The sequence below is a fragment of the Tepidiphilus thermophilus genome (assembly GCF_001418245.1).
GTDB lineage: Bacteria > Pseudomonadota > Gammaproteobacteria > Burkholderiales > Rhodocyclaceae > Tepidiphilus > Tepidiphilus succinatimandens.
Window position 1 is genome coordinate 1 of sequence record NZ_LIPU01000013.1, and the last position, 18,846, is coordinate 18,846.

18 protein-coding genes, 1 tRNA gene and 1 rRNA gene are annotated in these 18,846 nt (G+C 66.0%); all 20 read right to left on the reverse strand.

Going from position 1 to position 18,846, the window contains the following annotated elements; all coding sequences use genetic code 11:
• Nucleotides 1-318 (reverse strand): 16S ribosomal RNA (locus ASC37_RS09180); the annotation flags it as partial.
• Nucleotides 319-592: 274 nt separating this feature from the next.
• Nucleotides 593-964 carry a MerR family transcriptional regulator gene (locus ASC37_RS09185; protein WP_055424105.1) on the reverse strand — a complete coding sequence of 124 codons (372 nt, stop codon included), beginning with the start codon at nucleotides 962-964 and terminating at the stop codon, nucleotides 593-595.
• A complete protein-coding gene (locus ASC37_RS09190) occupies nucleotides 945-1,256 on the reverse strand; it encodes an integration host factor subunit alpha (protein WP_055424106.1) in 312 nt (103 codons plus the stop codon). The genes ASC37_RS09185 and ASC37_RS09190 overlap by 20 nt, the downstream gene beginning before the upstream one ends.
• 16 nt (nucleotides 1,257-1,272) lie before the next feature.
• Nucleotides 1,273-3,660, reverse strand: a complete 2,388-nt coding sequence (gene pheT, locus ASC37_RS09195) for a phenylalanine--tRNA ligase subunit beta (protein WP_055424107.1) — start codon at nucleotides 3,658-3,660, stop codon at nucleotides 1,273-1,275.
• A gap of 11 nt (nucleotides 3,661-3,671) precedes the next feature.
• On the reverse strand, nucleotides 3,672-4,703 hold the full coding sequence (gene pheS / locus ASC37_RS09200; protein ID WP_055424108.1) for a phenylalanine--tRNA ligase subunit alpha: 1,032 nt from the start codon (nucleotides 4,701-4,703) through the stop codon (nucleotides 3,672-3,674).
• A 213-nt stretch (nucleotides 4,704-4,916) separates the two neighbouring features.
• Nucleotides 4,917-5,276 carry a 50S ribosomal protein L20 gene (gene rplT, locus ASC37_RS09205; RefSeq protein WP_055424109.1) on the reverse strand — a complete coding sequence of 120 codons (360 nt, stop codon included), beginning with the start codon at nucleotides 5,274-5,276 and terminating at the stop codon, nucleotides 4,917-4,919.
• A gap of 12 nt (nucleotides 5,277-5,288) precedes the next feature.
• On the reverse strand, nucleotides 5,289-5,486 hold the full coding sequence (gene rpmI, locus ASC37_RS09210) for a 50S ribosomal protein L35 (RefSeq protein ID WP_028873846.1): 198 nt from the start codon (nucleotides 5,484-5,486) through the stop codon (nucleotides 5,289-5,291).
• A gap of 162 nt (nucleotides 5,487-5,648) precedes the next feature.
• On the reverse strand, nucleotides 5,649-6,170 hold the full coding sequence (gene infC, locus ASC37_RS09215; protein WP_072247979.1) for a translation initiation factor IF-3: 522 nt from the start codon (nucleotides 6,168-6,170) through the stop codon (nucleotides 5,649-5,651).
• Between the two features lie 12 nt (nucleotides 6,171-6,182).
• Complete coding sequence (gene thrS, locus ASC37_RS09220) at nucleotides 6,183-8,117, reverse strand: threonine--tRNA ligase (RefSeq protein WP_055424110.1); 1,935 nt, start codon at nucleotides 8,115-8,117, stop codon at nucleotides 6,183-6,185.
• A 125-nt stretch (nucleotides 8,118-8,242) separates the two neighbouring features.
• Nucleotides 8,243-8,319: transfer RNA gene (locus ASC37_RS09225), tRNA-Val, on the reverse strand.
• A gap of 14 nt (nucleotides 8,320-8,333) precedes the next feature.
• Nucleotides 8,334-9,134 carry a 3'-5' exonuclease gene (locus ASC37_RS09230; RefSeq protein WP_055424111.1) on the reverse strand — a complete coding sequence of 267 codons (801 nt, stop codon included), beginning with the start codon at nucleotides 9,132-9,134 and terminating at the stop codon, nucleotides 8,334-8,336.
• Nucleotides 9,135-9,136: 2 nt separating this feature from the next.
• Entirely contained in the window at nucleotides 9,137-10,027 is an 891-nt protein-coding gene (gene cysM, locus ASC37_RS09235; RefSeq protein ID WP_055424112.1) for a cysteine synthase CysM, read from the reverse strand.
• A gap of 9 nt (nucleotides 10,028-10,036) precedes the next feature.
• Nucleotides 10,037-11,221 (reverse strand): lipopolysaccharide assembly protein LapB, encoded by a 1,185-nt coding sequence (locus tag ASC37_RS09240; protein WP_055424113.1) that lies wholly within the window; start codon nucleotides 11,219-11,221, stop codon nucleotides 10,037-10,039.
• Nucleotides 11,218-11,496, reverse strand: a complete 279-nt coding sequence (locus ASC37_RS09245) for a LapA family protein (protein WP_055424114.1) — start codon at nucleotides 11,494-11,496, stop codon at nucleotides 11,218-11,220. The genes ASC37_RS09240 and ASC37_RS09245 overlap by 4 nt, the downstream gene beginning before the upstream one ends.
• A 169-nt stretch (nucleotides 11,497-11,665) precedes the next feature.
• Nucleotides 11,666-11,974 carry an integration host factor subunit beta gene (locus tag ASC37_RS09250; RefSeq protein WP_055424115.1) on the reverse strand — a complete coding sequence of 103 codons (309 nt, stop codon included), beginning with the start codon at nucleotides 11,972-11,974 and terminating at the stop codon, nucleotides 11,666-11,668.
• A 13-nt stretch (nucleotides 11,975-11,987) separates the two neighbouring features.
• Entirely contained in the window at nucleotides 11,988-13,709 is a 1,722-nt protein-coding gene (gene rpsA / locus ASC37_RS09255; RefSeq protein WP_055424147.1) for a 30S ribosomal protein S1, read from the reverse strand.
• Nucleotides 13,710-13,781: 72 nt separating this feature from the next.
• Complete coding sequence (locus tag ASC37_RS09260) at nucleotides 13,782-15,728, reverse strand: bifunctional 3-phosphoshikimate 1-carboxyvinyltransferase/cytidylate kinase (RefSeq protein ID WP_055424116.1); 1,947 nt, start codon at nucleotides 15,726-15,728, stop codon at nucleotides 13,782-13,784.
• Nucleotides 15,725-16,633: a prephenate dehydrogenase gene (locus ASC37_RS09265; RefSeq protein WP_055424117.1), complete on the reverse strand. Its 909-nt coding sequence runs from the start codon at nucleotides 16,631-16,633 to the stop codon at nucleotides 15,725-15,727. The genes ASC37_RS09260 and ASC37_RS09265 overlap by 4 nt, the downstream gene beginning before the upstream one ends.
• A 9-nt stretch (nucleotides 16,634-16,642) precedes the next feature.
• Nucleotides 16,643-17,743 carry a histidinol-phosphate transaminase gene (gene hisC, locus ASC37_RS09270; RefSeq protein ID WP_055424118.1) on the reverse strand — a complete coding sequence of 367 codons (1,101 nt, stop codon included), beginning with the start codon at nucleotides 17,741-17,743 and terminating at the stop codon, nucleotides 16,643-16,645.
• A gap of 30 nt (nucleotides 17,744-17,773) precedes the next feature.
• Nucleotides 17,774-18,844, reverse strand: coding sequence for a prephenate dehydratase (gene pheA / locus ASC37_RS09275; protein ID WP_055424119.1), 1,071 nt, complete (start codon nucleotides 18,842-18,844; stop codon nucleotides 17,774-17,776).
• Nucleotides 18,845-18,846: the final 2 nt, after the last annotated feature.

An 18,846-nucleotide genomic window follows, 5' to 3' on the forward strand; every position in this document is an offset into this window, starting at 1 on the left:
AGTCCCAGTGTGGCGGATCGTCCTCTCAGACCCGCTACCGATCGTCGCCTTGGTGGGCCTTTACCCCACCAACTAGCCTAATCGGACATCGGCCGCTCCGAGAGCGCGAGGCCCGAAGGTCCCCCGCTTTGCTCTTCCGAGTTCATGCGGTATTAGCCAGCCTTTCGGCCGGTTATCCCCCTCTCCCGGGTACGTTCCGATGCATTACTCACCCGTTCGCCACTCGCCGGCACCCCGAAGGGCCCGCTGCCGTTCGACTTGCATGTGTAAGGCATGCCGCCAGCGTTCAATCTGAGCCAGGATCAAACTCTCAGGTTCAATCCAAAAACCTCGCACGCATCCTGCGATGCGCGTGCCAGCGCTCTACCCCTCGCCAGCACCCACACCGCTCGGCTGTCCCCAAATTCTTAAAGAACCTTCCCTTCCCACCACACCGCCTCAGCAGCGCGGCAGAACCAGCATTATTCCTTACTCCCCTACCGCTGTCAACCCCTCCCAACATCCTCTACCTTACGGAGGGCGCCGCTTCCGCGGCAGGGAGGCGAATTATAGGGAGTCATGCGACGCGACGCAAGCCCCCTTGCGGTTTTCTTCAGCTACGCAACTGCCCGAGGAGCGATTCGAGCTCTCCGCGAACCTGCTGTACGCGGGTGCGCAATTGTTCGAGGGCCGCCCTGGCTGCGGCCTCGACGAGGTGCTCTTCGCCGAGTCGCTGACGCGCCCCGGCGATGGTATAGCCTTCGTCGTAGAGCAGATGCCGGATGCGGCGCACTAGGAGCACTTCGTGGTGCTGATAGTAGCGGCGATTGGCCCTCTTGGCGGGTCGCAGCTGGGTGAATTCCTGCTCCCAGTAGCGCAGCACGTGGGGTTTGACGTCGCACAGCTGCGCTACTTCGCCGATCGTGAAGTAGCGCTTGGGTGGGATGGGCGGCAAGGCGCCGCCCTCAGCGGGTTTCTTCTCCATGCGTCAGTCGCTCCACGGCGTGTTTGAGCTTCTGGCTGGCGTGGAAGGTGACCACCCGCCGTGGCGGGATGGGAACTTCTTCGCCGGTCTTGGGGTTGCGCCCCGGGCGCTGCGGCTTGTCGCGCAGCTCGAAATTGCCGAATCCGGAAAGTTTAACCGTTTCGCCGCGTTCGAGCGCGTCTTCGATCTCGGCGAAAAAGGCGTCGACGAGCTCCTTGCTTTCGCGTTTGGCGAGGCCGACGCGCTCGAACAGGATGTCGGCGAGCTCGGCCTTGGTGAGCTGGGCAGTCATGGGATGTTCCTCATCGTCATTGTTGCCTCAGGCGGGCACCGAATTGCGTCTCGATCTGGGCACACAGGCGCTGCAGCAGCGCGTCGATCTCTTCGTCGGTGAGTGTGTGCTCGTCATGCTGCAGGGTGAGGCGGAAGGCAAGGCTGCGCTTGCCTGGCTCGACACCTTGCCCCTGATAGACGTCGAAGAGCGTGATCTGACGCACCCAAGCAGGGGCTTCGCTGCGCAACGCATCGAGCAGGGTCTGCGCCGGCACGTTCGCGTCGACCACGAAGGCGAGGTCTCGCTGCACGACGGGCTGGCGCGACACGGGAACGTAGTGCGGCGCGGGGCGACGGCGGATTGCGTCGAGCTCGAGCTCGAAGAGCTGGGGCGCAGTGCCGAGTTCGAGCCGCTGCACCCATTCGGGATGCAATTCGCCAATCCAGCCGACGGCTCGCCCCTCGAGAAGCACGCGCGCGCTGCGTCCTGGATGCAACGCGGGGTGAGCGGCAGGCTCGAAGCGGGGGACGAGCGGCGCGAGAAGCGCTTCCAGGTCGCCTTTGAGATCGTAGAAGTCTACCGGACGGGAAGGGACGCCCCACTGTTCGGACACGACGGGGCCGGCAGCGAGCGCGGCGAGCCGCAGCGGCTGGGCGAAACCGGGCACGGCGGCATCGGCGGATTCGTCGCGCAGGAAACAGCGGCCGAGCTCGAAGAGGCGCACGCGTGCCTGCTGGCGCTTGCGGTTCGTCTGCAGCGCCTGCAGCAGCCCCGGCCAGAGGGAGCTGCGCATGGCGTTCATGTTCCGGGCGATCGGGTTAGTGAGCAGGATCGGTGCGGCGTTGGCCAGGAGTTCGCGCTCGAGCGCCTCGTCGATGAAGGCATAGGTGATGACTTCATGGTAGTCGCGCAGCACGAGGCGGGCGCGCACGTCCGCGTTCGTGCGCTCGCCCTCGGGCACGGGCAGGGGCGCCATGGGTGCAAGCGGGGTGAGCGCCGGGATCTCGTCGTAGCCATGCAGTCGGGCGACTTCCTCGATCAGGTCTTCTTCGATGGCGAGATCGAAACGCCAGCTCGGGGCCTGGGCGATGATCACTCCTCCGTTTTGCTGCACGTCGATGAAGTCGCGCCGCAACAGGGCGAGAATGCGATCGAATGATAAAGGGATGCCCAGTACGTCAGGGACTTTCTCGGACCGCAACCAGATGGGATCACGGCGCGGCAGGTGCTCGGGGGCGACGGTTTCGTTGATGGGGCCGGCAGCGCCGCCAGCGAGTTCGAGCACGAGGGCAGTGGCGCGCTCGAGGGCGCGGCGCGGCAGTTCGGGATCGACGCCGCGCTCGAAGCGATGCGAGGCTTCCGAGACGAACCCGTAGCGACGCGCGCGTCCGGCCACGGCGGCAGGAGCGAAGAAGGCGCTCTCGAGAAAGACGTCGGTGGTGTCGAGCGTGATCCCACTGCCCTCGCCGCCCATGATGCCGGCCATCGCGACGGGGCCTCCCTCGTCGGCGATGACGAGCACGTCGGGCGCGAGTGTGACGCGCTGCTCGTTCAAAAGCGACAGGGACTCGCCTGGCCGAGCCCAGCGCACGGTGATGCCGCCCCGCAGCCTGGCCTCGTCGAAGGCGTGCAGCGGCTGGCCGAGTTCGAGCATCACGTAGTTGGTGATGTCGACGAGCAGATGGATGGCACGCACGCCGCTGCGTTCGAGCCGGCGACGCATCCATTCGGGCGTGGGGCGCTTGGCATCGACCCCACGGATCATTCGACCGAGGTAGCGCGGGCACGCTTCGGGGACCGCCAGCTGGATAGGCCGGACGGCGTCCAGCGTCGCCGTGACCGGATCGATGCGCGGCAGGCGCAGCGGCGCTTCGGTGAGCGCCGAAACCTCGCGCGCGATACCCAGGATGCTGAGGCAGTCGGCACGGTTGGGCGTGAGCGAGACGTCGAAGACGGCTTCGTCGAGTTCGAGTACCTGGCGGATGTCCTGGCCGGGTGTCAGGTCCGGGTCGAGTTCGAGCAGCCCCGAGTGATCCTCGCTCAGACCGAGTTCGCGCGCCGAGCACAGCATCCCTTGCGATTCGACGCCGCGCAGCTTGGCACGCTTGATTACCAGCCCGCCCGGCAATTGGGCCCCGACGAGGGCGCAGGGCACGACGATGCCGGCCCGGGCGTTGGGTGCGCCACAGACGATCTGTAATGGCGTTTCGCCCCCTACGTCGACTTGGCACACGCGCAGCTTGTCGGCATTGGGATGCGGTTCGGCGCCGAGGATGCGGGCGGTGACCACGCCGCTGAAGGGCGGCGCGGCCGGCTCGAGGGATTCGAGTTCGAGCCCGGCCATGGTGAGCCGCTCGCCGAGTTCTTCCGCCGAGAGAGGGGGATCACAGAATTCGCGCAACCAGCGTTCGGGAAACTTCATGATGGGCCTCTTTAGCGGAATTGCGCGAGGAAGCGCAGGTCGCTCTCGAAGAAGAGCCGCAGGTCGTTGATGCCATAGCGCAGCATGGTGAGGCGGTCGAGCCCCATGCCGAAGGCGAATCCGCGCACCGACTCGGGATCGAAGCCACCGTTGCGCAGCACCTGGGGATGCACCATGCCGCAGCCGGCGATCTCGAGCCAACGGCCCTCGAGTGCGCCGCTCGTGAAGCGCACGTCGATCTCGGCGCTGGGCTCGGTGAAGGGAAAGAAGGAAGGGCGAAAGCGCACGGCGAGCGCCTCGGTCTCGAAGAAGGCGCACAGGAAGGAGGCGATGACGCCTTTGAGGTGGGCGAACGCCACGTCCTTGCCGACCCACAGTCCCTCGAGCTGATGGAACATGGGGGAGTGGGTGGCGTCGGAATCGACACGATAGACGCGCCCGGGGACGATGACGCGCAGATCGGGCATCGACGCCGCGTCGCGATGCCGCGCGGTATGCGCGAGCATGGCGCGGATCTGCACGGGGCTGGTGTGCGTGCGCAGCACGACGTCGTCGCGCCCTTGCAGATAGAAGGTATCGTGCATGGAGCGCGCCGGGTGATCCGCCGGCGTGTTGAGCGCGCTGAAGTTGTGCCAGTCGGTCTCGATCTCGGGGCCATCGACGGAAGCAAAGCCCATCGAGCGAAAGAGCGCCTCGACGCGCTCCAGCGTCCGCGTGACCGGATGCAGACCGCCGATACTCCCATTGCGCCCCGGCAGGGTCACGTCGAGCGCCTGGGCGGCGAGCTGCGCTTCGAGCCGACACCGGGCGAGCGCCTCACGCGCCTCCTCCAGCAGGGTCTCGATTTGCGCCTTGGCCCGGTTGATCGCCGCGCCAGCGCGCTTGCGCTCTTCCAGCGGAAGATTTGCCAGACTTTTGAGCGCCTCGGTGACGACGCCCGCCTTGCCGAGGAAACGCGCCTTGACGCGCTCCAACTCGGCCGGATCGGCCGCGGCGGCAAATGCCTGCCGCGCCGATTCCACCAAGCCATCCGGATCGATCATCGCTTGCTCCTGCTGCCAAAGTAAAAAAGGAGGCAAGCGCCTCCTTTTGGACACCTCGTATAACCTGCTGCGCGGCTGCATGGCGGTGTTGCGCGGTGCTCGGATGCTCGCCTATCTGGGCGATAGGTCTCGCATCCTGCGCTCCGGGCGCCTTGCCCTGCAGCCGCTCGCGACGGTTCTTCGAGCTGCCCTTTCGCCGCCGTCTTCGTGGGCTCAGGCGGAGAGCTGGGCGCGCGCCCGTTCGACGAGAGCAGCAAATGCCGGCTTGTCGAACACGGCCAGGTCGGCGAGCACCTTACGGTCGACCTCGACGCTGGCTTTCTTGAGTCCGTTCATGAACGCGCTGTAGGTGAGGCCGCACTCGCGCGCGGCGGCGTTGATGCGGGCGATCCACAGGGCACGGAATTGGCGCTTGCGCTGCCGCCGGTCGCGGTAGGCATACTGGCCGGCCTTCATCACCGCTTCTTTGGCGATGCGGTAGACGTTCTTGCGGCGGCCGCGATAGCCTTTGGCAAGGGCTAGGACTTTCTTGTGGCGGGCACGGGCGGTGACACCGCGTTTGACGCGAGGCATGTCGTTCTCCTATCAGGCGTAAGGCATCATCTTCTTGACGAGGGACAGGTCGCTCGGATGGACCTCGACCATGCCGCGCAGCTGGCGCTTGCGCTTGGGGCTTTTCTTCGTCAGGATGTGGCGCTTGAACGCCTGGGAACGCTTGATGCTGCCGCTCGAGCGCACTTTGAAACGCTTGGCGGCCCCGCTCTTGGTTTTCATCTTGGGCATGAAGGCTCTCCTATGACATGACGCCAGGCAGCCTCCGGCGGAGGCGTTTATGGGCCCGGCTTCACTTGTGGTGCACCGCGACCGAACCGCCGCGGCGCCCTTTCTCGCCACGACGGCGAGAAAGCTTTTATTTTACCGCGAATCGAAGCGCAAGACCATCATCTATTTGCTTTTCTTGGGCGCGATCACCATCACCATCTGCCGCCCTTCGAGCCGGGGCATCTGCTCGACCACGCCGATGTCGGCCAGATCCTCGCGGATACGCTCGAGCTGGCGCATGCCCAGCTCCTGGTGTGACAGCTCCCGCCCGCGGAAGCGCAACGTGACTTTGGCCTTGTCCCCCTCTTCGAGGAAACGGCGCAGGTTGCGCAGCTTGATCTGGTAGTCGTTCTCGTCGGTCCCCGGACGCAGCTTGATTTCCTTGACCTGGATCTGCTTTTGCTTGAGCCGGGCTTCCTGCGCTTTTTTCTGCTCCTGGTAACGGTACTTGCCGTAGTCCATCACCTTGCACACGGGCGGATTGGCCATGGGCGCGATCTCGACGAGATCGAGCCCCGCCTCCTCGGCCACCGCCAGCGCCTTAGCGAGCGGCACGACGCCCAGCTGCTCTCCGTCCTCTCCGATCAAGCGAACTTGCGGCGCGTCGATTTCGTCGTTGACGCGTACTTTCTTTTCCTGTGCGATGGTCTTGCTCTCCTATGTCTGACTGGACGCAGGGGCGGGCGACTTGCGCTCGATCTCCTCGCGCAGACGCGCGATGAAACCGTCGAGCGGCATGGAACCCAAGTTGAGGTTGCCGCGGGCGCGCACCGCCACCCCTCCCGATTCCCGCTCCTGGTCGCCGACGACGAGCAGGTAAGGGATTTTGTGCACACTGTGCTCGCGGATTTTATAGTTTATCTTTTCGTTGCGCAAATCGGTCTCGACGCGAAAACCTTGGCGTCGCAGCGCATCGGCCACCTGCTGTGCATACTCGGCATGACGCTCGGCGATGCTGAGCACCACGGCCTGCACCGGCGCGAGCCAGGCGGGCAGCGCCCCGGCGTAGTGTTCGATGAGGATCCCGGTGAAGCGCTCGAGCGAGCCGAAGAGCGCCCGGTGCAGCATCACCGGCCGTTGGCGCGTGTTGTCCTCGGCCACGTATTCGAGGTCGAAGCGCTCGGGCAGATTCATGTCGACTTGCAGGGTGCCGCACTGCCAGTCGCGGCCGATGGCGTCGCGCAGCACGAATTCGAGCTTGGGCCCATAGAAGGCGCCCTCGCCAGGGAAGAGCTCGTAGCTCATGCCCATGGATTCGAGCGCCCGTGCGAGCGCCCCTTCGAGCCGATCCCAGATCTCGTCGCTGCCGATGCGGTGTTCGGGGCGGGTGGAGAGCTTGACGCGCACCTGCTCGAAGCCGAAATCCTTGTAGATGTCCATGATGAGACGCACGACGGTGCGGCACTCTTCTTCCATCTGCTCGGGGGTGCAGAAGATGTGCGCATCGTCTTGCGTGAAGTGGCGCACGCGCAGCAGCCCGTGCAGGGCGCCGGAAGGCTCGTAGCGGTGCACCTTGCCGAATTCGGCCATGCGCAGCGGCAGATCGCGGTAGCTGTGCAGCCCGTGCTTGAACATGGTCACCGCCCCGGGGCAGTTCATGGGCTTCAAGGCAAAGACGCGACCGTCCTCGGTCTGGGTGGTAAACATGTGGTCGCGATAGTTCTGCCAGTGGCCGGAGAGCTCCCACAGCGAGCGGTCCATGACGTCGGGGGTGTTGACCTCGACGTAGCCGGCCGCTTCCTGGCGGGCGCGCATGTACTGGATGAGGGCCTGGAAGATGCGCCAGCCCTTGGGATGCCAGAAGACGGCGCCGGGCGCGCAGTCCTCGAAGTGGAAGAGGTCGAGTTGCTGACCGAGCCGCCGATGATCGCGTTTCTCGGCCTCTTCGAGCAGGGTCAGATAGGCCTTGAGCGACTTCTCGTCGGGCCAGGCGGTGCCGTAGATGCGCTGCAGCTGCTCGTTGCGCGCATCGCCCCGCCAATAGGCTCCGGCCACTTTGGTGAGCTTGAAGGCTTTGAGCTTGTCGGTGGAGGGGACGTGCGGACCGCGGCACAGGTCGATGAAGCCACCTTGCCGGTAGAGGGAAATGGTCTCCCCTTCGGGAATGGAGGCGATGATCTCGGCCTTGTAGTGCTCCCCGAGGGATTTGAAGAATTCGATCGCCTGGTCGCGCGGCCACTCCTCACGCACCACGGGGATGGCTTGGGAGGCGAGCTCGCGCATGCGGGCTTCGATCTTCTCCAAATCCTCGGGGGTGAAAGGACGGTCGTAGGCGAAGTCGTAGTAGAAGCCGTTTTCGATCACCGGGCCGATGGTCACCTGGGCCTCGGGAAAGAGCTCCTTGACGGCGTGCGCGAGCAGATGCGCGGTGGAGTGGCGCAGGATCTCCAGACCTTCGGGGCTGCGATCGGTGACGATCTCGACGCGAGCATCGTGCTCGATGCGGTGCGACAGATCGACGAGACGCCCGTCGACCTTGCCGGCGAGCGCGGCCTTGGCAAGCCCCGGGCCGAGCGACTCGGCCACTTCGCGCACCGTCACGGGCGCGGGGAATTCCTTGATGGATCCATCGGGCAGGGTGATTCGAATCATGTTCGTGTCTCGCAGGCAAAAAAAATGCGGCCACCGGGCCGCATTCTTGGTACAGGAGCTTCTTCCCCGGTGAGGCGGTCAGGAAGAGCGCAGGGTAGTTCGGATCATGAGAAGCTCCTAGAATCTGGTAGGCGCGATTGGACTCGAACCAACGACCCCCACCATGTCAAGGTGGTGCTCTAACCAACTGAGCTACGCGCCTGTTAGAGGTGGGGATTATATCTTCGGATCGGCGGCTGTCAAGGGCCACTGCGCCAAAAATTCGCGCCAGTGCGCACCGGGGAGTTTTTCGAGATGTTCGCGCAGGCGATCGAGAGCGGACTTCAGTTCCCTCTCGTCGAGCTTGCCGCGCAGCCACTGGAAGCGCAGGAAGACGAGATGGGTATTGACGGCATCGGTCTCGCAGTACGCCCGGATCGCCGCGGCTTCGCCCCGGCACCAGGCGCCCCACACCTGCCCGCCGTCCATGCCGAGTTTGCCGGGAAAACCGAGCAGCCGGGCGATCTGGTCGAGCGGTGCGGCGGCGCGCGTCTGGTAGCCGGCGAGCACGTCCATCAAGTCGAGATGGCGCCAGTGGAAACGCCCGAGGTAGTTGTTGTAGCGGTATTCCGACTCCCGCTCGCCCACTTCCCAATAGGCGCTTGCCTGCACGCCGTGCAACAGGCTGCGGTAGTGCAGCACCGGCAGGTCGAAGCCGCCGCCGTTCCAGGTCACGAGCTGGGGGCGTTTCTTGTCGATGGCGGCGAAGAACTGACGCAGGATCTCGGCCTCGTCCAGTTCGGGCGCGGCCAGTGAAAACACTTTCACGTCGTGCCCATTGTCCCAGACGCCGGCCAGCGTCACGATGCGCTGCAGGTGATGCGGCAGAAAGTCGCTGCCGCTGCGGGCGCGCTGGCGCTGGGCGGCGTATTCCACCACTTCCTCGTCGGACAGCGCGTCGGGCAGCTCGTGGAGCAGCCGCAACGCTGCCACGTCGGGGATCGTCTCCAGGTCGAAAACGAGCGTCGGCGCACTCATCGTCAGGCGGGAAAGACGCCGGTGGAGAGATAGCGGTCGCCGCGATCGCACACGACGAAGACGATGACCGCATCGCGCACCCCGGAAGCCACGCGCAGGGCCGCTGCCAGCGCCCCGCCGGAAGAGATGCCGGCGAAGATCCCCTCCTCACGCGCCAGCCGCCGTGCCATTTCCTCGGCCTCGGCCTGGGTGATCGGTTCGATCCGGTCGACGAGCTCCGGGCGATAGATCTTCGGCAGATATTCCGCAGGCCACTTGCGGATGCCCGGGATTTGCGATCCTTCCTCCGGCTGGCAGCCGACGGTGACGACGGCAGGATTCTTTTCCTTGAGGTAGCGCGCCACGCCCATGAGGGTGCCGGTCGTGCCCATGCTGGAGACGAAGTGGGTGATGCGCCCCGCCGTCTGCTCCCACAGCTCGGGACCGGTGGTTTCGTAGTGCGCCCGGGGGTTGTCGGGATTGGAGAACTGATCGAGGATGACGCCCTTGCCTTCGCGCTGCATTTGCTCGGCGACGTCGCGGGCGAGCTCCATGCCGCCGCCCTTGGGCGTGAGCACGAGTTCGGCGCCATAAGCCTTCATGATCTGGCGCCGTTCGACGCTCTGGTTTTCCGGCATCACCAGGATCAGGCGATAGCCCCGGATCGCCGCCACCATGGCGAGCGCGATGCCGGTGTTGCCGCTGGTGGCCTCGATGAGCGTGTCGCCCGGCTTGATCTGGCCGCGGGCCTCGGCACCGCGGATCATGGCCAGCGCCGGGCGATCCTTCACCGAACCGGCGGGATTGTTGCCCTCGAGCTTGGCGAGCAACACGTTGTTCTCCCCCGCCCCCAGACGCTGCAGACGCACGAGCGGCGTCTTGCCCACCCAGGATTCTATCGTCTCGAACATCACTCGTTCCTCTCAATGACCGGCGATCGCGTCGATCTCGATGACGCGCGCCGGGCCGAACGTCTCCCATTGACCGCAGGCAGGACAGCGCCACAGGTGGCGCCGCGCCTTGAAGCCGCATTGCGTGCAGCGATAGCGCGCCAGCCGCTGCACGTAGCCGTGCACCACCTCCCGCACGCGCTCGACGTCGGCGAGCCAGGCCGGATCGACGTGGCGCGCCACCAGCAGCAGGTATTCGTCGAGCACGATGAGGCTGGGCTGCTGACGCAGCAGCCCTTGCAACAGGCGCATGGCCGTGGCCGGCTCGCCGTGGCGCGCCTCGAACTCGACATAGCGCTCGACCAGGTCGAGCTGCGGGTAGCGGTGCAGCCACTGCCGCATGCGCTTCAAGAGCTTCGCCTGCCAGCCGCAGCGTTCGGCCACCGCCATGAGCCGGTCGATCGCCAGCGGCAGATGCTCCACGGCGATACGCTCGAGCGTGAGCCACTCTTCGAACGCCGCCTCGAACCGTCCCTGCAGGAAATGCCGCTCTCCTTCGAGCAGAATCGGACGCACGGCGTGCCGCTCGATCGCGCGCGCCTGCTCGAGGTGGTGCCCGGCCTCGTCCCAGCGTTCGGCAGTCAGCGCGAGCGCCGCGAGCTCGCAGTGGTAATGGATGAGCCGGACGCGCCAGACGGGGCTATCGTCCCGCGCCAGGCGCGTAGCCACGTCGATGCACTTGCGCCAGTCCTTCTCGACCTGATAGATCTCCAGCAGCTGGGCGAGCGCCCAATGTTTGCGCTCGGTCTGCTGCAAGGCGGCGTAGAGCGCTTCGGCACGGTCGAAGAATCCGGCCTTGTGATAATCGAGCGCCAGTTCGGCAAGGATCTCGCTGCGACGCTCCTCGCTCAAATCCTCGCGCGCGAGCAGTTCCTGATGAACGCGGATCGCGCGATCGAATTCACCGCGCCGGCGAAAGAGCACCGCCAGCGCCAGCTGCAGTTCCAGCGTGGCGGGGTTCTCACGCGCGGCAGAAAGAAACGCCTCGATCGCCTGATCGAGTTCGTCGTGCAGCAGGTGATTGAGCCCCGTGAGGTAGATACGCGGCAGGCGGCTCGAAGCGCGCACCACCTGGCGCATGTCGATGCGCGCGGCCACCCAGCCCACGCCGAAGAAAACGGGCAGCAGCAGTAGCCACCAGAGTTGGAGTTCGTTCATGCGGTAGGCAGCGTGCGGTCAGGGTTCTCGTTCGTGCGCTCCGCCGTCTCCAGACGGCGACGAAGGCGGGACAGCGTCCATTTCTGGCGCATGAGGGTACCCAACGTGAAGCTCAGGCCGAGCAGGATTCCCACCAGGGCCGCGACGAGCAGCACCACGGCGAGCGGCGCCTGCCATTGCCGGCCGAACCATTCCACGGTCACCGGCGCATGATTTTGCGCCGCGAAGGCGACGAGCACGCCGAAGACGACGAACCGGAGCACCCAAACGAACATTCGCATCTCGTTTCCCCTGGTTGGCGGAACCCCTGTCCGCACCGTGCGATTATCCCAAGCCGGACGAAAAAAAAGAAGCGGCCCTCGCGGGCCGCCTCTCTCGGGACGAGCGCCAGGCGCTCAAAGGCGCCTCGAAAGACCGTCGCGCAGCAGGTTAGTCGAGGTGCCGTCAACACACGGCCGCCGGCTCCGGGGCCTTGTGCCGGTCCACGCGTTCACGCAGCTCCTTGCCCGCCTTGAAATGCGGCACGTATTTCGCCGGCACCGGCACGGGCAGACCCGTTTTCGGGTTGCGCCCCATGCGCGGCGGGCGATACGTGAGCGTGAAACTGCCGAAGCCGCGGATTTCGATGCGGCCATTGGCGACGAGCGTCTCGCCCATCGCCTGCAGGATCAGTTTCACGGCAAGCTCCACATCTTTGGACGGTAGCTGCGGGAAACGCGCGGCCAGCCGTTCGATCAATTCGGAACGGGTCATGGCCGCTGGTCGATCAGGACTGTTTCTGTTCGTTGAGCTTGGCTTTGAGCAGTGCCCCCAGGCTGGTGGTGCCGCTGGCGGACGCGCCTTCGCCAGAGAGGCGATTGAGCGCTTCGGTCTGCTCGGCCTGCTCCTTGGCGCGGATCGACAGATTGATGCTGCGGTTCTTGCGATCGACGTTGACGATGGCCACTTCCACCTGCTGCCCTTCGTGCAGGAGCTGGGTGAGATCGTCGACGCGATGCGCCGCCGCCTCGGAGGCGCGCAGATAGCCCTCTACCTCGTCCTCGAGCTGGATCACGGCACCCTTGGGTTCGACCGACTTGACGGTACCGGTGACCACGGAGCCCTTCTCGTGCGTGGCGATGTAGTTGGTGAAGGGGTCGCCCTCGAGCTGCTTGATGCCCAGCGAGATGCGCTCGCGCTCGACGTCGACGGCGAGCACCACGGCCTCGACTTCGTCGCCTTTCTTGTAGCGGCGCACGGCCGTCTCACCCGGCTCGGTCCAGGAGAGGTCGGAGAGGTGCACCAGGCCATCGATGCCCCCTTCCAGGCCGATGAAGACGCCAAAATCGGTGATCGACTTGATCTGGCCGCGGACCTTGTCGCCTTTCTTGTGATTCTGGGCGAACTCTTCCCACGGGTTGGGCTTGCACTGTTTCATGCCGAGCGAAATGCGACGGCGGTCCTCGTCGATTTCCAGGATCATCACCTCGACTTCGTCGCCGACCTGCACCACCTTGCTCGGGTGGATGTTCTTGTTGGTCCAGTCCATCTCGGAGACGTGCACCAGCCCTTCGATGCCCGGCTCGATTTCCACGAAAGCGCCGTAGTCGGTGAGGTTCGTGACCTTGCCGAACAGGCGCGTGCCGGCCGGATAGCGGCGGGAGATGCCGACCCAGGGATCCTCGCCGAGCTGTTTCAAGCCCAGGGAGACGCGCATCTTCTCGCGGTCGAACTTGAGCACCTTGGCCTCGACCTCGTCGCCGACGTTGACGACTTCGGACGGATGGCGCACGCGGCGCCAGGCGAGATCGGTGATGTGCAGCAACCCGTCGATGCCGCCCAGGTCGACGAAGGCGCCGTAATCGGTGATGTTCTTGACCACACCCTTGACGATGGAGCCCTCTTGCAGGGACTCGAGCAGCTTTTCGCGATCCTCGCCCATGGTCTCTTCGAGCACGGCGCGGCGCGACACGACGATGTTGTTACGTTTGCGGTCGATCTTGATGACCTTGAACTCGAGCTCTTTACCCTCGATCGGGGTGGTGTCCTTCATCGGGCGGATGTCGACGAGGGAACCGGGCAGGAAGGCGCGCAATCCATTGACCATGACGGTGAGGCCGCCCTTGACGCGGCCGGTGACCACCCCCTTGACGATGCGGCCTTCTTCGAAAGCCTGCTCGAGCTCGTTCCAGGCTTCCAGGCGCTTGGCCTTCTCGCGCGACAGGCGCGTTTCGCCGTAGCCGTCTTCGAGGGCCTCGATCGCCACGTGCACGAAGTCACCGACCTTGACTTCGAGCTCGCCGCGGTCGTTCATGAATTCTTCTTTGGGGATGTAGCTCTCGGACTTCAGGCCGGCATTGACGATGACGAAGTTGTCGTCGATACCGACGACCTCGGCGGTGATCACCTGCCCCGGCGTCATCTCCTGCAGCACGAGGCTTTGCTCGAAGAGATCGGCGAAGCTTTCTTGGGTTTCGGTGGGTTGAGTGGCTACGGCGGTTGAGTTCATCGTTTCGGTTTCCAAAGACGTTTCTCCATCAGGAAAAACGCAAGACAAAAAGAGTGAATGAAAATTCCCGGATCACGCAAGCCCGCGCGTCCGGACCCAATCGAAAATGGCCTCCACGGCCTCTTCCACGCCGATGTGGGACGTGTCGAGCCGCAAGGCGTCGGGGCATTGCTGCAGAGGGGCGATGGCGCGTTCCCGGTCCCGCCGGTCGCGCGCCTCGAGCTCTTCACGCAATCTTTCAATGCTAGCAGACATTCCTTTGTCGATCAACTGCTTGAAGCGCCGCTCGGCGCGCACTTCGACGGAGGCGGTGAGAAAGACCTTGAGCTCGGCATCGGGGAAGACGACCGAGCCCATGTCGCGCCCCTCGGCCACGAGCCCCGGACGGCGGCGGAAAGCCCGCTGGCGCGCAAGGAGCGCCTCGCGCACGGTGCCGTGTACGGCGATGCGTGAGGCCGCGGCGGAGACGTCCTCCGTCCGGATGGCCTCGGTCACGTCCTCGCCGGCAAGAAGGATGCGATCGCCGGAGAAACGCACGTCCAGGTCGCGCGCAAGCCGCGCGAGCATCGCGGCATCCTCGGTCGCCAGGCCGCGGCGCAGCGCCGCGAGCGCGACCAGCCGGTAGAGCGCACCGCTGTCGAGATAGTGCCAGCCAAGCCGCTCGGCCAGGCGCGCCGCCACCGTGCCCTTGCCGCTTGCCGTCGGCCCGTCGATCGCCACCACCGGCACCGGCCGTACCACCGAGCGGTACACCTGCCAATACTCGGGAAACGTCTTGTTGACGCATTCGGGCTCGAGGATGCGCACGTAGATGTCGCCGAAAGCCGCCAGCGAAAAGCACATCGCCATGCGATGGTCGTCGTAGGTGGCGATCGCCGCCGGCTGCAGCCGCTCGGGCGGGGTGATGACGAGAAAATCCGGCCCCTCCTCGACCGTGGCGCCGAGCTTGCGCAGCTCGGTGGCCATGGCGGCGATGCGGTCGGTCTCTTTCACCCGCCAGCTGCCGATGTGGCGCAGGCGAGACGGCCCCTCGCAGAAGAGCGCCACGACCGCCAGCGTCATCGCCGCATCCGGAATGTGGTTGAGATCGAGGTCGAAGGCGCGCAGTCGGCCGTTTTCAGGGGCAGACGCCTCGATCCAGTTCTCTCCCATCGCGACCCGGGCGCCGAGCGCCTCCAGGGCCTCGGCGAAACGCACGTCGCCTTGCAGGCTCGTCCGCCCCACGCCCTCGACGCGCACCGGTCCACCGCCCAGAACCCCGGCGGCGAGGAAATAGGAAGCCGAAGAGGCATCCCCCTCGACGTAGACTTCCCCTGGCGAGCGGTAGCGCGCCTGGCCATCGTAGTGGAAGCGCCCGTCGCGCTCGACGAGTTCCACGCCGAATCGCGCCATCAGCGCGAGGGTGAGGGCCACGTAGGGACGGGAGATGAGCTCCCCTACGACTTCGACGGTGATCGGCCGGCCGAGCAAGGGCAGCGCCATGAGGAGCGCCGAGAGGAATTGACTGGAGACGTTGCCCCGGATACGGACGGTCTCGACGGAGACGGGCGCGGGCGGATGGATCGCGAGCGGCGGATAGCCCTCGTTCTCCAGATAGTCGATGCGCGCCCCAAGCTGACGCAAAGCCTCGACCAGATCGCCGATGGGCCGCTCGTGCATGCGCGGCACCCCGCGCAGGCGGTATTCCCCGTCCATCAAGGCGAGCACGGCGGTGAGCGGCCGGAAGGCCGTACCCGCATTGCCTAGGAAGAGCTCGGCCTCACGCACCGGGAAGGGAGCGCCAGCCGTGCCATGGACCACGTAGTCGTGCGCGCCGGTGCGCTCCCAGCGCACGCCCAACGCCTCGAGCGCCTCGAGCATGCGCGCGACGTCGTCGGAGTGCAGCAGGTCATGGATGTGGGTGTCACCCTCGGCGAGCGCCGCGAGCAGCAGCACGCGATTGGAGATGCTCTTGCTGCCCGGCAGCCGCGCGCTGCCCTGGGCGCACCGCGCAGGTGGCAAATCGAGGAAGGCGCTCATTCGTCGGAACCTCCGCCGTTGGCGTCGTTGACGTAGCGCTCGCCCCAGGCCATGCGCGCCGCGCGCGCCTTGGCGAAGACCTCCTCCAGTCCCGGGCCGTTGGCCGACAGCAGCAGGGCGCGGATGAAGGCGAGCTCCGAGAGATACTGATCGAGCTCGGCGAGGATCGCCTGGCGATTGACGAGGCAGATGTCGCGCCACATTTCGGGATGGCTCGCGGCGATGCGGGTGAAGTCGCGAAAGCCGCCCGCGGCGTACTCGAAGAGCTGCTCGGCGTTGGCACGCTCGGCGAGGTCGTGCACCAGGGCGTAGGCGAGCACGTGCGGCAGATGGCTCACCGCGGCGAAGACGCGGTCGTGCTCCTGCGGCGACATCTCGCGGATGATCGCGCCGCAGGCTTGCCAGAGCTGCGCCACGCGCAGCACGCTACCGGGCTCGTTCTCGGGCAGCGGTGTGAGCACCACCTTGCGGCCGCGAAAGAGCGTCGCATCGGCCGCCTCGCAGCCGCTCTTCTCCGCCCCGGCGATGGGATGCCCCGGCACGGCGTGCGCCAGATGTCCTCCCAGGTGCAGGTAAAACGCCTCGATCACGTTGCGCTTGGTGCTGCCTGCATCGGTGACCAGGGTGCCCGGCGCCAGATGCGGCGCCATGGCCTTGACCACCGCCTCCGTCTGCCCCACCGGCATGGCGAGCAGCACGACTTCCGCCCCGGCGAGCGCCTGGGCCCAGTCCGCGGCGGCCCGATCGATCACCCCCAAGGCGAGCGCCCGCTCGAGGGACGCCTGCGAACGCCCCACGCCCACCACCTCGCGCACCAGGCCGGCCGCCTTGAGGGCGAGCGCGAACGAGCCGCCGATGAGCCCGACACCGCACACGACCAGGCGTCCCACCGGTTTCGTCTTCATGGGACCCCCTCAGGTGGGAAGAATGTCGGCGAGCGCTTCGAGAAAGCGGGCGTTCTCTTCGGGCAGACCCACGGTGACGCGCAGCCACTCGGGCAGACCGTAGCCGGCGATCGGCCGCACGATCACGCCGCGATCGAGCAGCGCCTCGTTGACCGCCGCCGCATCGCCCACGTGCACCATCACGAAGTTGCCGCGCGAGGGCACCCACTGCAATCCCAGCCGCGCGAATCCTTCATAGAGTTGCTGCAGACCCCGGCGGTTGAGCTCGGCGCTGCGCGCGACGAACGCCTCGTCTTCGAGCGCCGCTGCCGCTGCCGTAAGCGCGAAGGAATTGACATTGAAGGGCTGCCGGATGCGGTTCATCACATCGACGAGCTCGGGACGCGCCACGCCGTAGCCCACACGCAGCGAGGCAAGCCCATAGATCTTGGAAAACGTCCGGCACACGAGCAGGTTGGAGAAGCGATCGACCCAGGAGAGCGCGTCGTAGCGCTCGGCAGGATCGAGGTATTCTCCGTAGGCCTCGTCGAGCACCACCAGCACGTCCTCGGGTACCCGTTCGAGGAACGCTGCCAGCGCCTCGCCGGACACGAAAGTGCCGGTAGGATTGTTCGGATTGGCAAGAAAGACGACGCGCGTACGCGGGGTGATCGCTGCGAGCATCGCCTCGAGGTCATGCCCGTAGTCCCTGGCGGGCACTTGGACCGGCCTTGCCCCCAGCGCCTGCGTCACCAGCGGATAGACCGCAAAAGCGTATCGAGAATACACGGCCTCGGTACCTGGCTGCAGCACGATGCGCGCGGCCAGTTCCAGCACGTCGTTCGAGCCGTTGCCAAGCACCAGGCGCTCGGGCGCGACGCCGAATTTACGGGAAATCGCCTCCTTGAGCACGAAGCCATTGCCGTCGGGATAACGGGCCCCTTCGGCCGCAGTCGCTTCCAGCGTGGCCCGCGCCTTGGGACTCATGCCGAGCGGATTCTCGTTCGAGGCGAGCTTGACGATGTCGGCCGGGTTCAGGCCGCGTTCGCGCGCGAGCTCCTCGATGGGCTTGCCGGGCTGATAGGGGGCGAGCGAGCGAATCGCCGCCGGAACGTGATCGATGACGCGCATAGCTTCTCCTCGTCGCGCTGTTGCCCAAAGTCACCACGCCGCGGCCGGATAGGAACCGAGCAGCTTGAGGAAGGTGGCGCGTTCCTCGAGCGCCGCAAGCGCCTGGCGCACCGGTTCGTCGAGCCGATGTCCCTCGACGTCGATGTAGAAGACATACTCCCACAGCCCGCTCTTGGCCGGACGCGATTGCAGCTTGGTCATACTAACGCCATAGTGCGCCAAGGGTTCGAGCAGACGGTGCATGGCGCCGGGCTTGTTCGGCGCGGAGCACACGAGCGAAGTCTTGTCCCGCCCCGAAGGGCCGGCGGCGTCGTGTTTGGCGATGACGAGGAAACGCGTGGTGTTGTTCGGATCGTCCTCGATGTTGGCCGCAAGCACCGTGAGCCCATAGCGCTCGGCCGCCGCCTCGCCGGCGATGGCCGCCGCGTCCGGATCCTGCGCGGCAAGGCGCGCCGCCTCGGCGTTGCTCGCCACCGGCACGTAGGGCACGTCGGGCAGATGGCGCGAGAGCCACTCGTGGCACTGCGCGAGCGACTGGGCGTGGGAATAGACGCGCTTGACCGCCGCAAGGCTCGGGGCGAGCGACATGAGGTGCTGGTGGATGCGCAGCATCACCTCGCCGCAGATCTGCAGCGGATGCAGCAGGAGCAAATCGTGTGTGACCCCTACCATGCCCTCGACCGAATTCTCGATGGGCACCACGCCGTAGTCGATGTTGCCCGCCTCGACCTCACGAAAGACCTCGTCAATGGAAGCAAGCGACACGAACTGCGGCGCGCTGCCGAAATGCTTGCGCGCGGCCGCCTCGGAGAAGGTCCCGGCCGGGCCGAGATAGGCTACCTTGAGCGGCTGCTCGAGCGCGAGGCAGGCCGACATGATCTCGCGAAAGATGGTGCGCACGGCGCTCTCGGGCAGCGGCCCGGGGTTGAGCGCGGCGATGCGGCGCAACACCTGCGCCTCGCGCTCGGGGCGATAGATCGCCCCCTGCTTGAGCTCGCCCACGCGCCGCGCACAGCGCCCGCGCTCGGAGAGCAGCTTGAGGATCTCCTCGTCGATGGCATCGATACGGCGGCGCAGCGCCAAGAGTTCCGACTCGTCCATTC

Bases quoted from the DNA above. Each gene is read 5' to 3' on its own strand.
- thrS (WP_055424110.1), bottom strand. From the start codon at position 8,117: ATGATTCGAATCACCCTGCCCGATGGATCCATCAAGGAATTCCCCGCG.
- ASC37_RS09230 (WP_055424111.1), bottom strand. From the start codon at position 9,134: ATGAGTGCGCCGACGCTCGTTTTCGACCTGGAGACGATCCCCGACGTG.
- ASC37_RS09240 (WP_055424113.1), bottom strand. From the start codon at position 11,221: ATGAACGAACTCCAACTCTGGTGGCTACTGCTGCTGCCCGTTTTCTTC.
- ASC37_RS09245 (WP_055424114.1), bottom strand. From the start codon at position 11,496: ATGTTCGTTTGGGTGCTCCGGTTCGTCGTCTTCGGCGTGCTCGTCGCC.
- rpsA (WP_055424147.1), bottom strand. From the start codon at position 13,709: ATGAACTCAACCGCCGTAGCCACTCAACCCACCGAAACCCAAGAAAGC.
- ASC37_RS09260 (WP_055424116.1), bottom strand. From the start codon at position 15,728: ATGAGCGCCTTCCTCGATTTGCCACCTGCGCGGTGCGCCCAGGGCAGC.
- ASC37_RS09265 (WP_055424117.1), bottom strand. From the start codon at position 16,633: ATGAAGACGAAACCGGTGGGACGCCTGGTCGTGTGCGGTGTCGGGCTC.
- rpmI (WP_028873846.1), bottom strand. From the start codon at position 5,486: ATGCCCAAGATGAAAACCAAGAGCGGGGCCGCCAAGCGTTTCAAAGTG.
- pheT (WP_055424107.1), bottom strand. From the start codon at position 3,660: ATGAAGTTTCCCGAACGCTGGTTGCGCGAATTCTGTGATCCCCCTCTC.
- ASC37_RS09190 (WP_055424106.1), bottom strand. From the start codon at position 1,256: ATGACTGCCCAGCTCACCAAGGCCGAGCTCGCCGACATCCTGTTCGAG.
- hisC (WP_055424118.1), bottom strand. From the start codon at position 17,743: ATGCGCGTCATCGATCACGTTCCGGCGGCGATTCGCTCGCTCGCCCCC.
- ASC37_RS09185 (WP_055424105.1), bottom strand. From the start codon at position 964: ATGGAGAAGAAACCCGCTGAGGGCGGCGCCTTGCCGCCCATCCCACCC.
- pheS (WP_055424108.1), bottom strand. From the start codon at position 4,703: ATGATCGATCCGGATGGCTTGGTGGAATCGGCGCGGCAGGCATTTGCC.
- pheA (WP_055424119.1), bottom strand. From the start codon at position 18,844: ATGGACGAGTCGGAACTCTTGGCGCTGCGCCGCCGTATCGATGCCATC.
- ASC37_RS09250 (WP_055424115.1), bottom strand. From the start codon at position 11,974: ATGACCCGTTCCGAATTGATCGAACGGCTGGCCGCGCGTTTCCCGCAG.
- rplT (WP_055424109.1), bottom strand. From the start codon at position 5,276: ATGCCTCGCGTCAAACGCGGTGTCACCGCCCGTGCCCGCCACAAGAAA.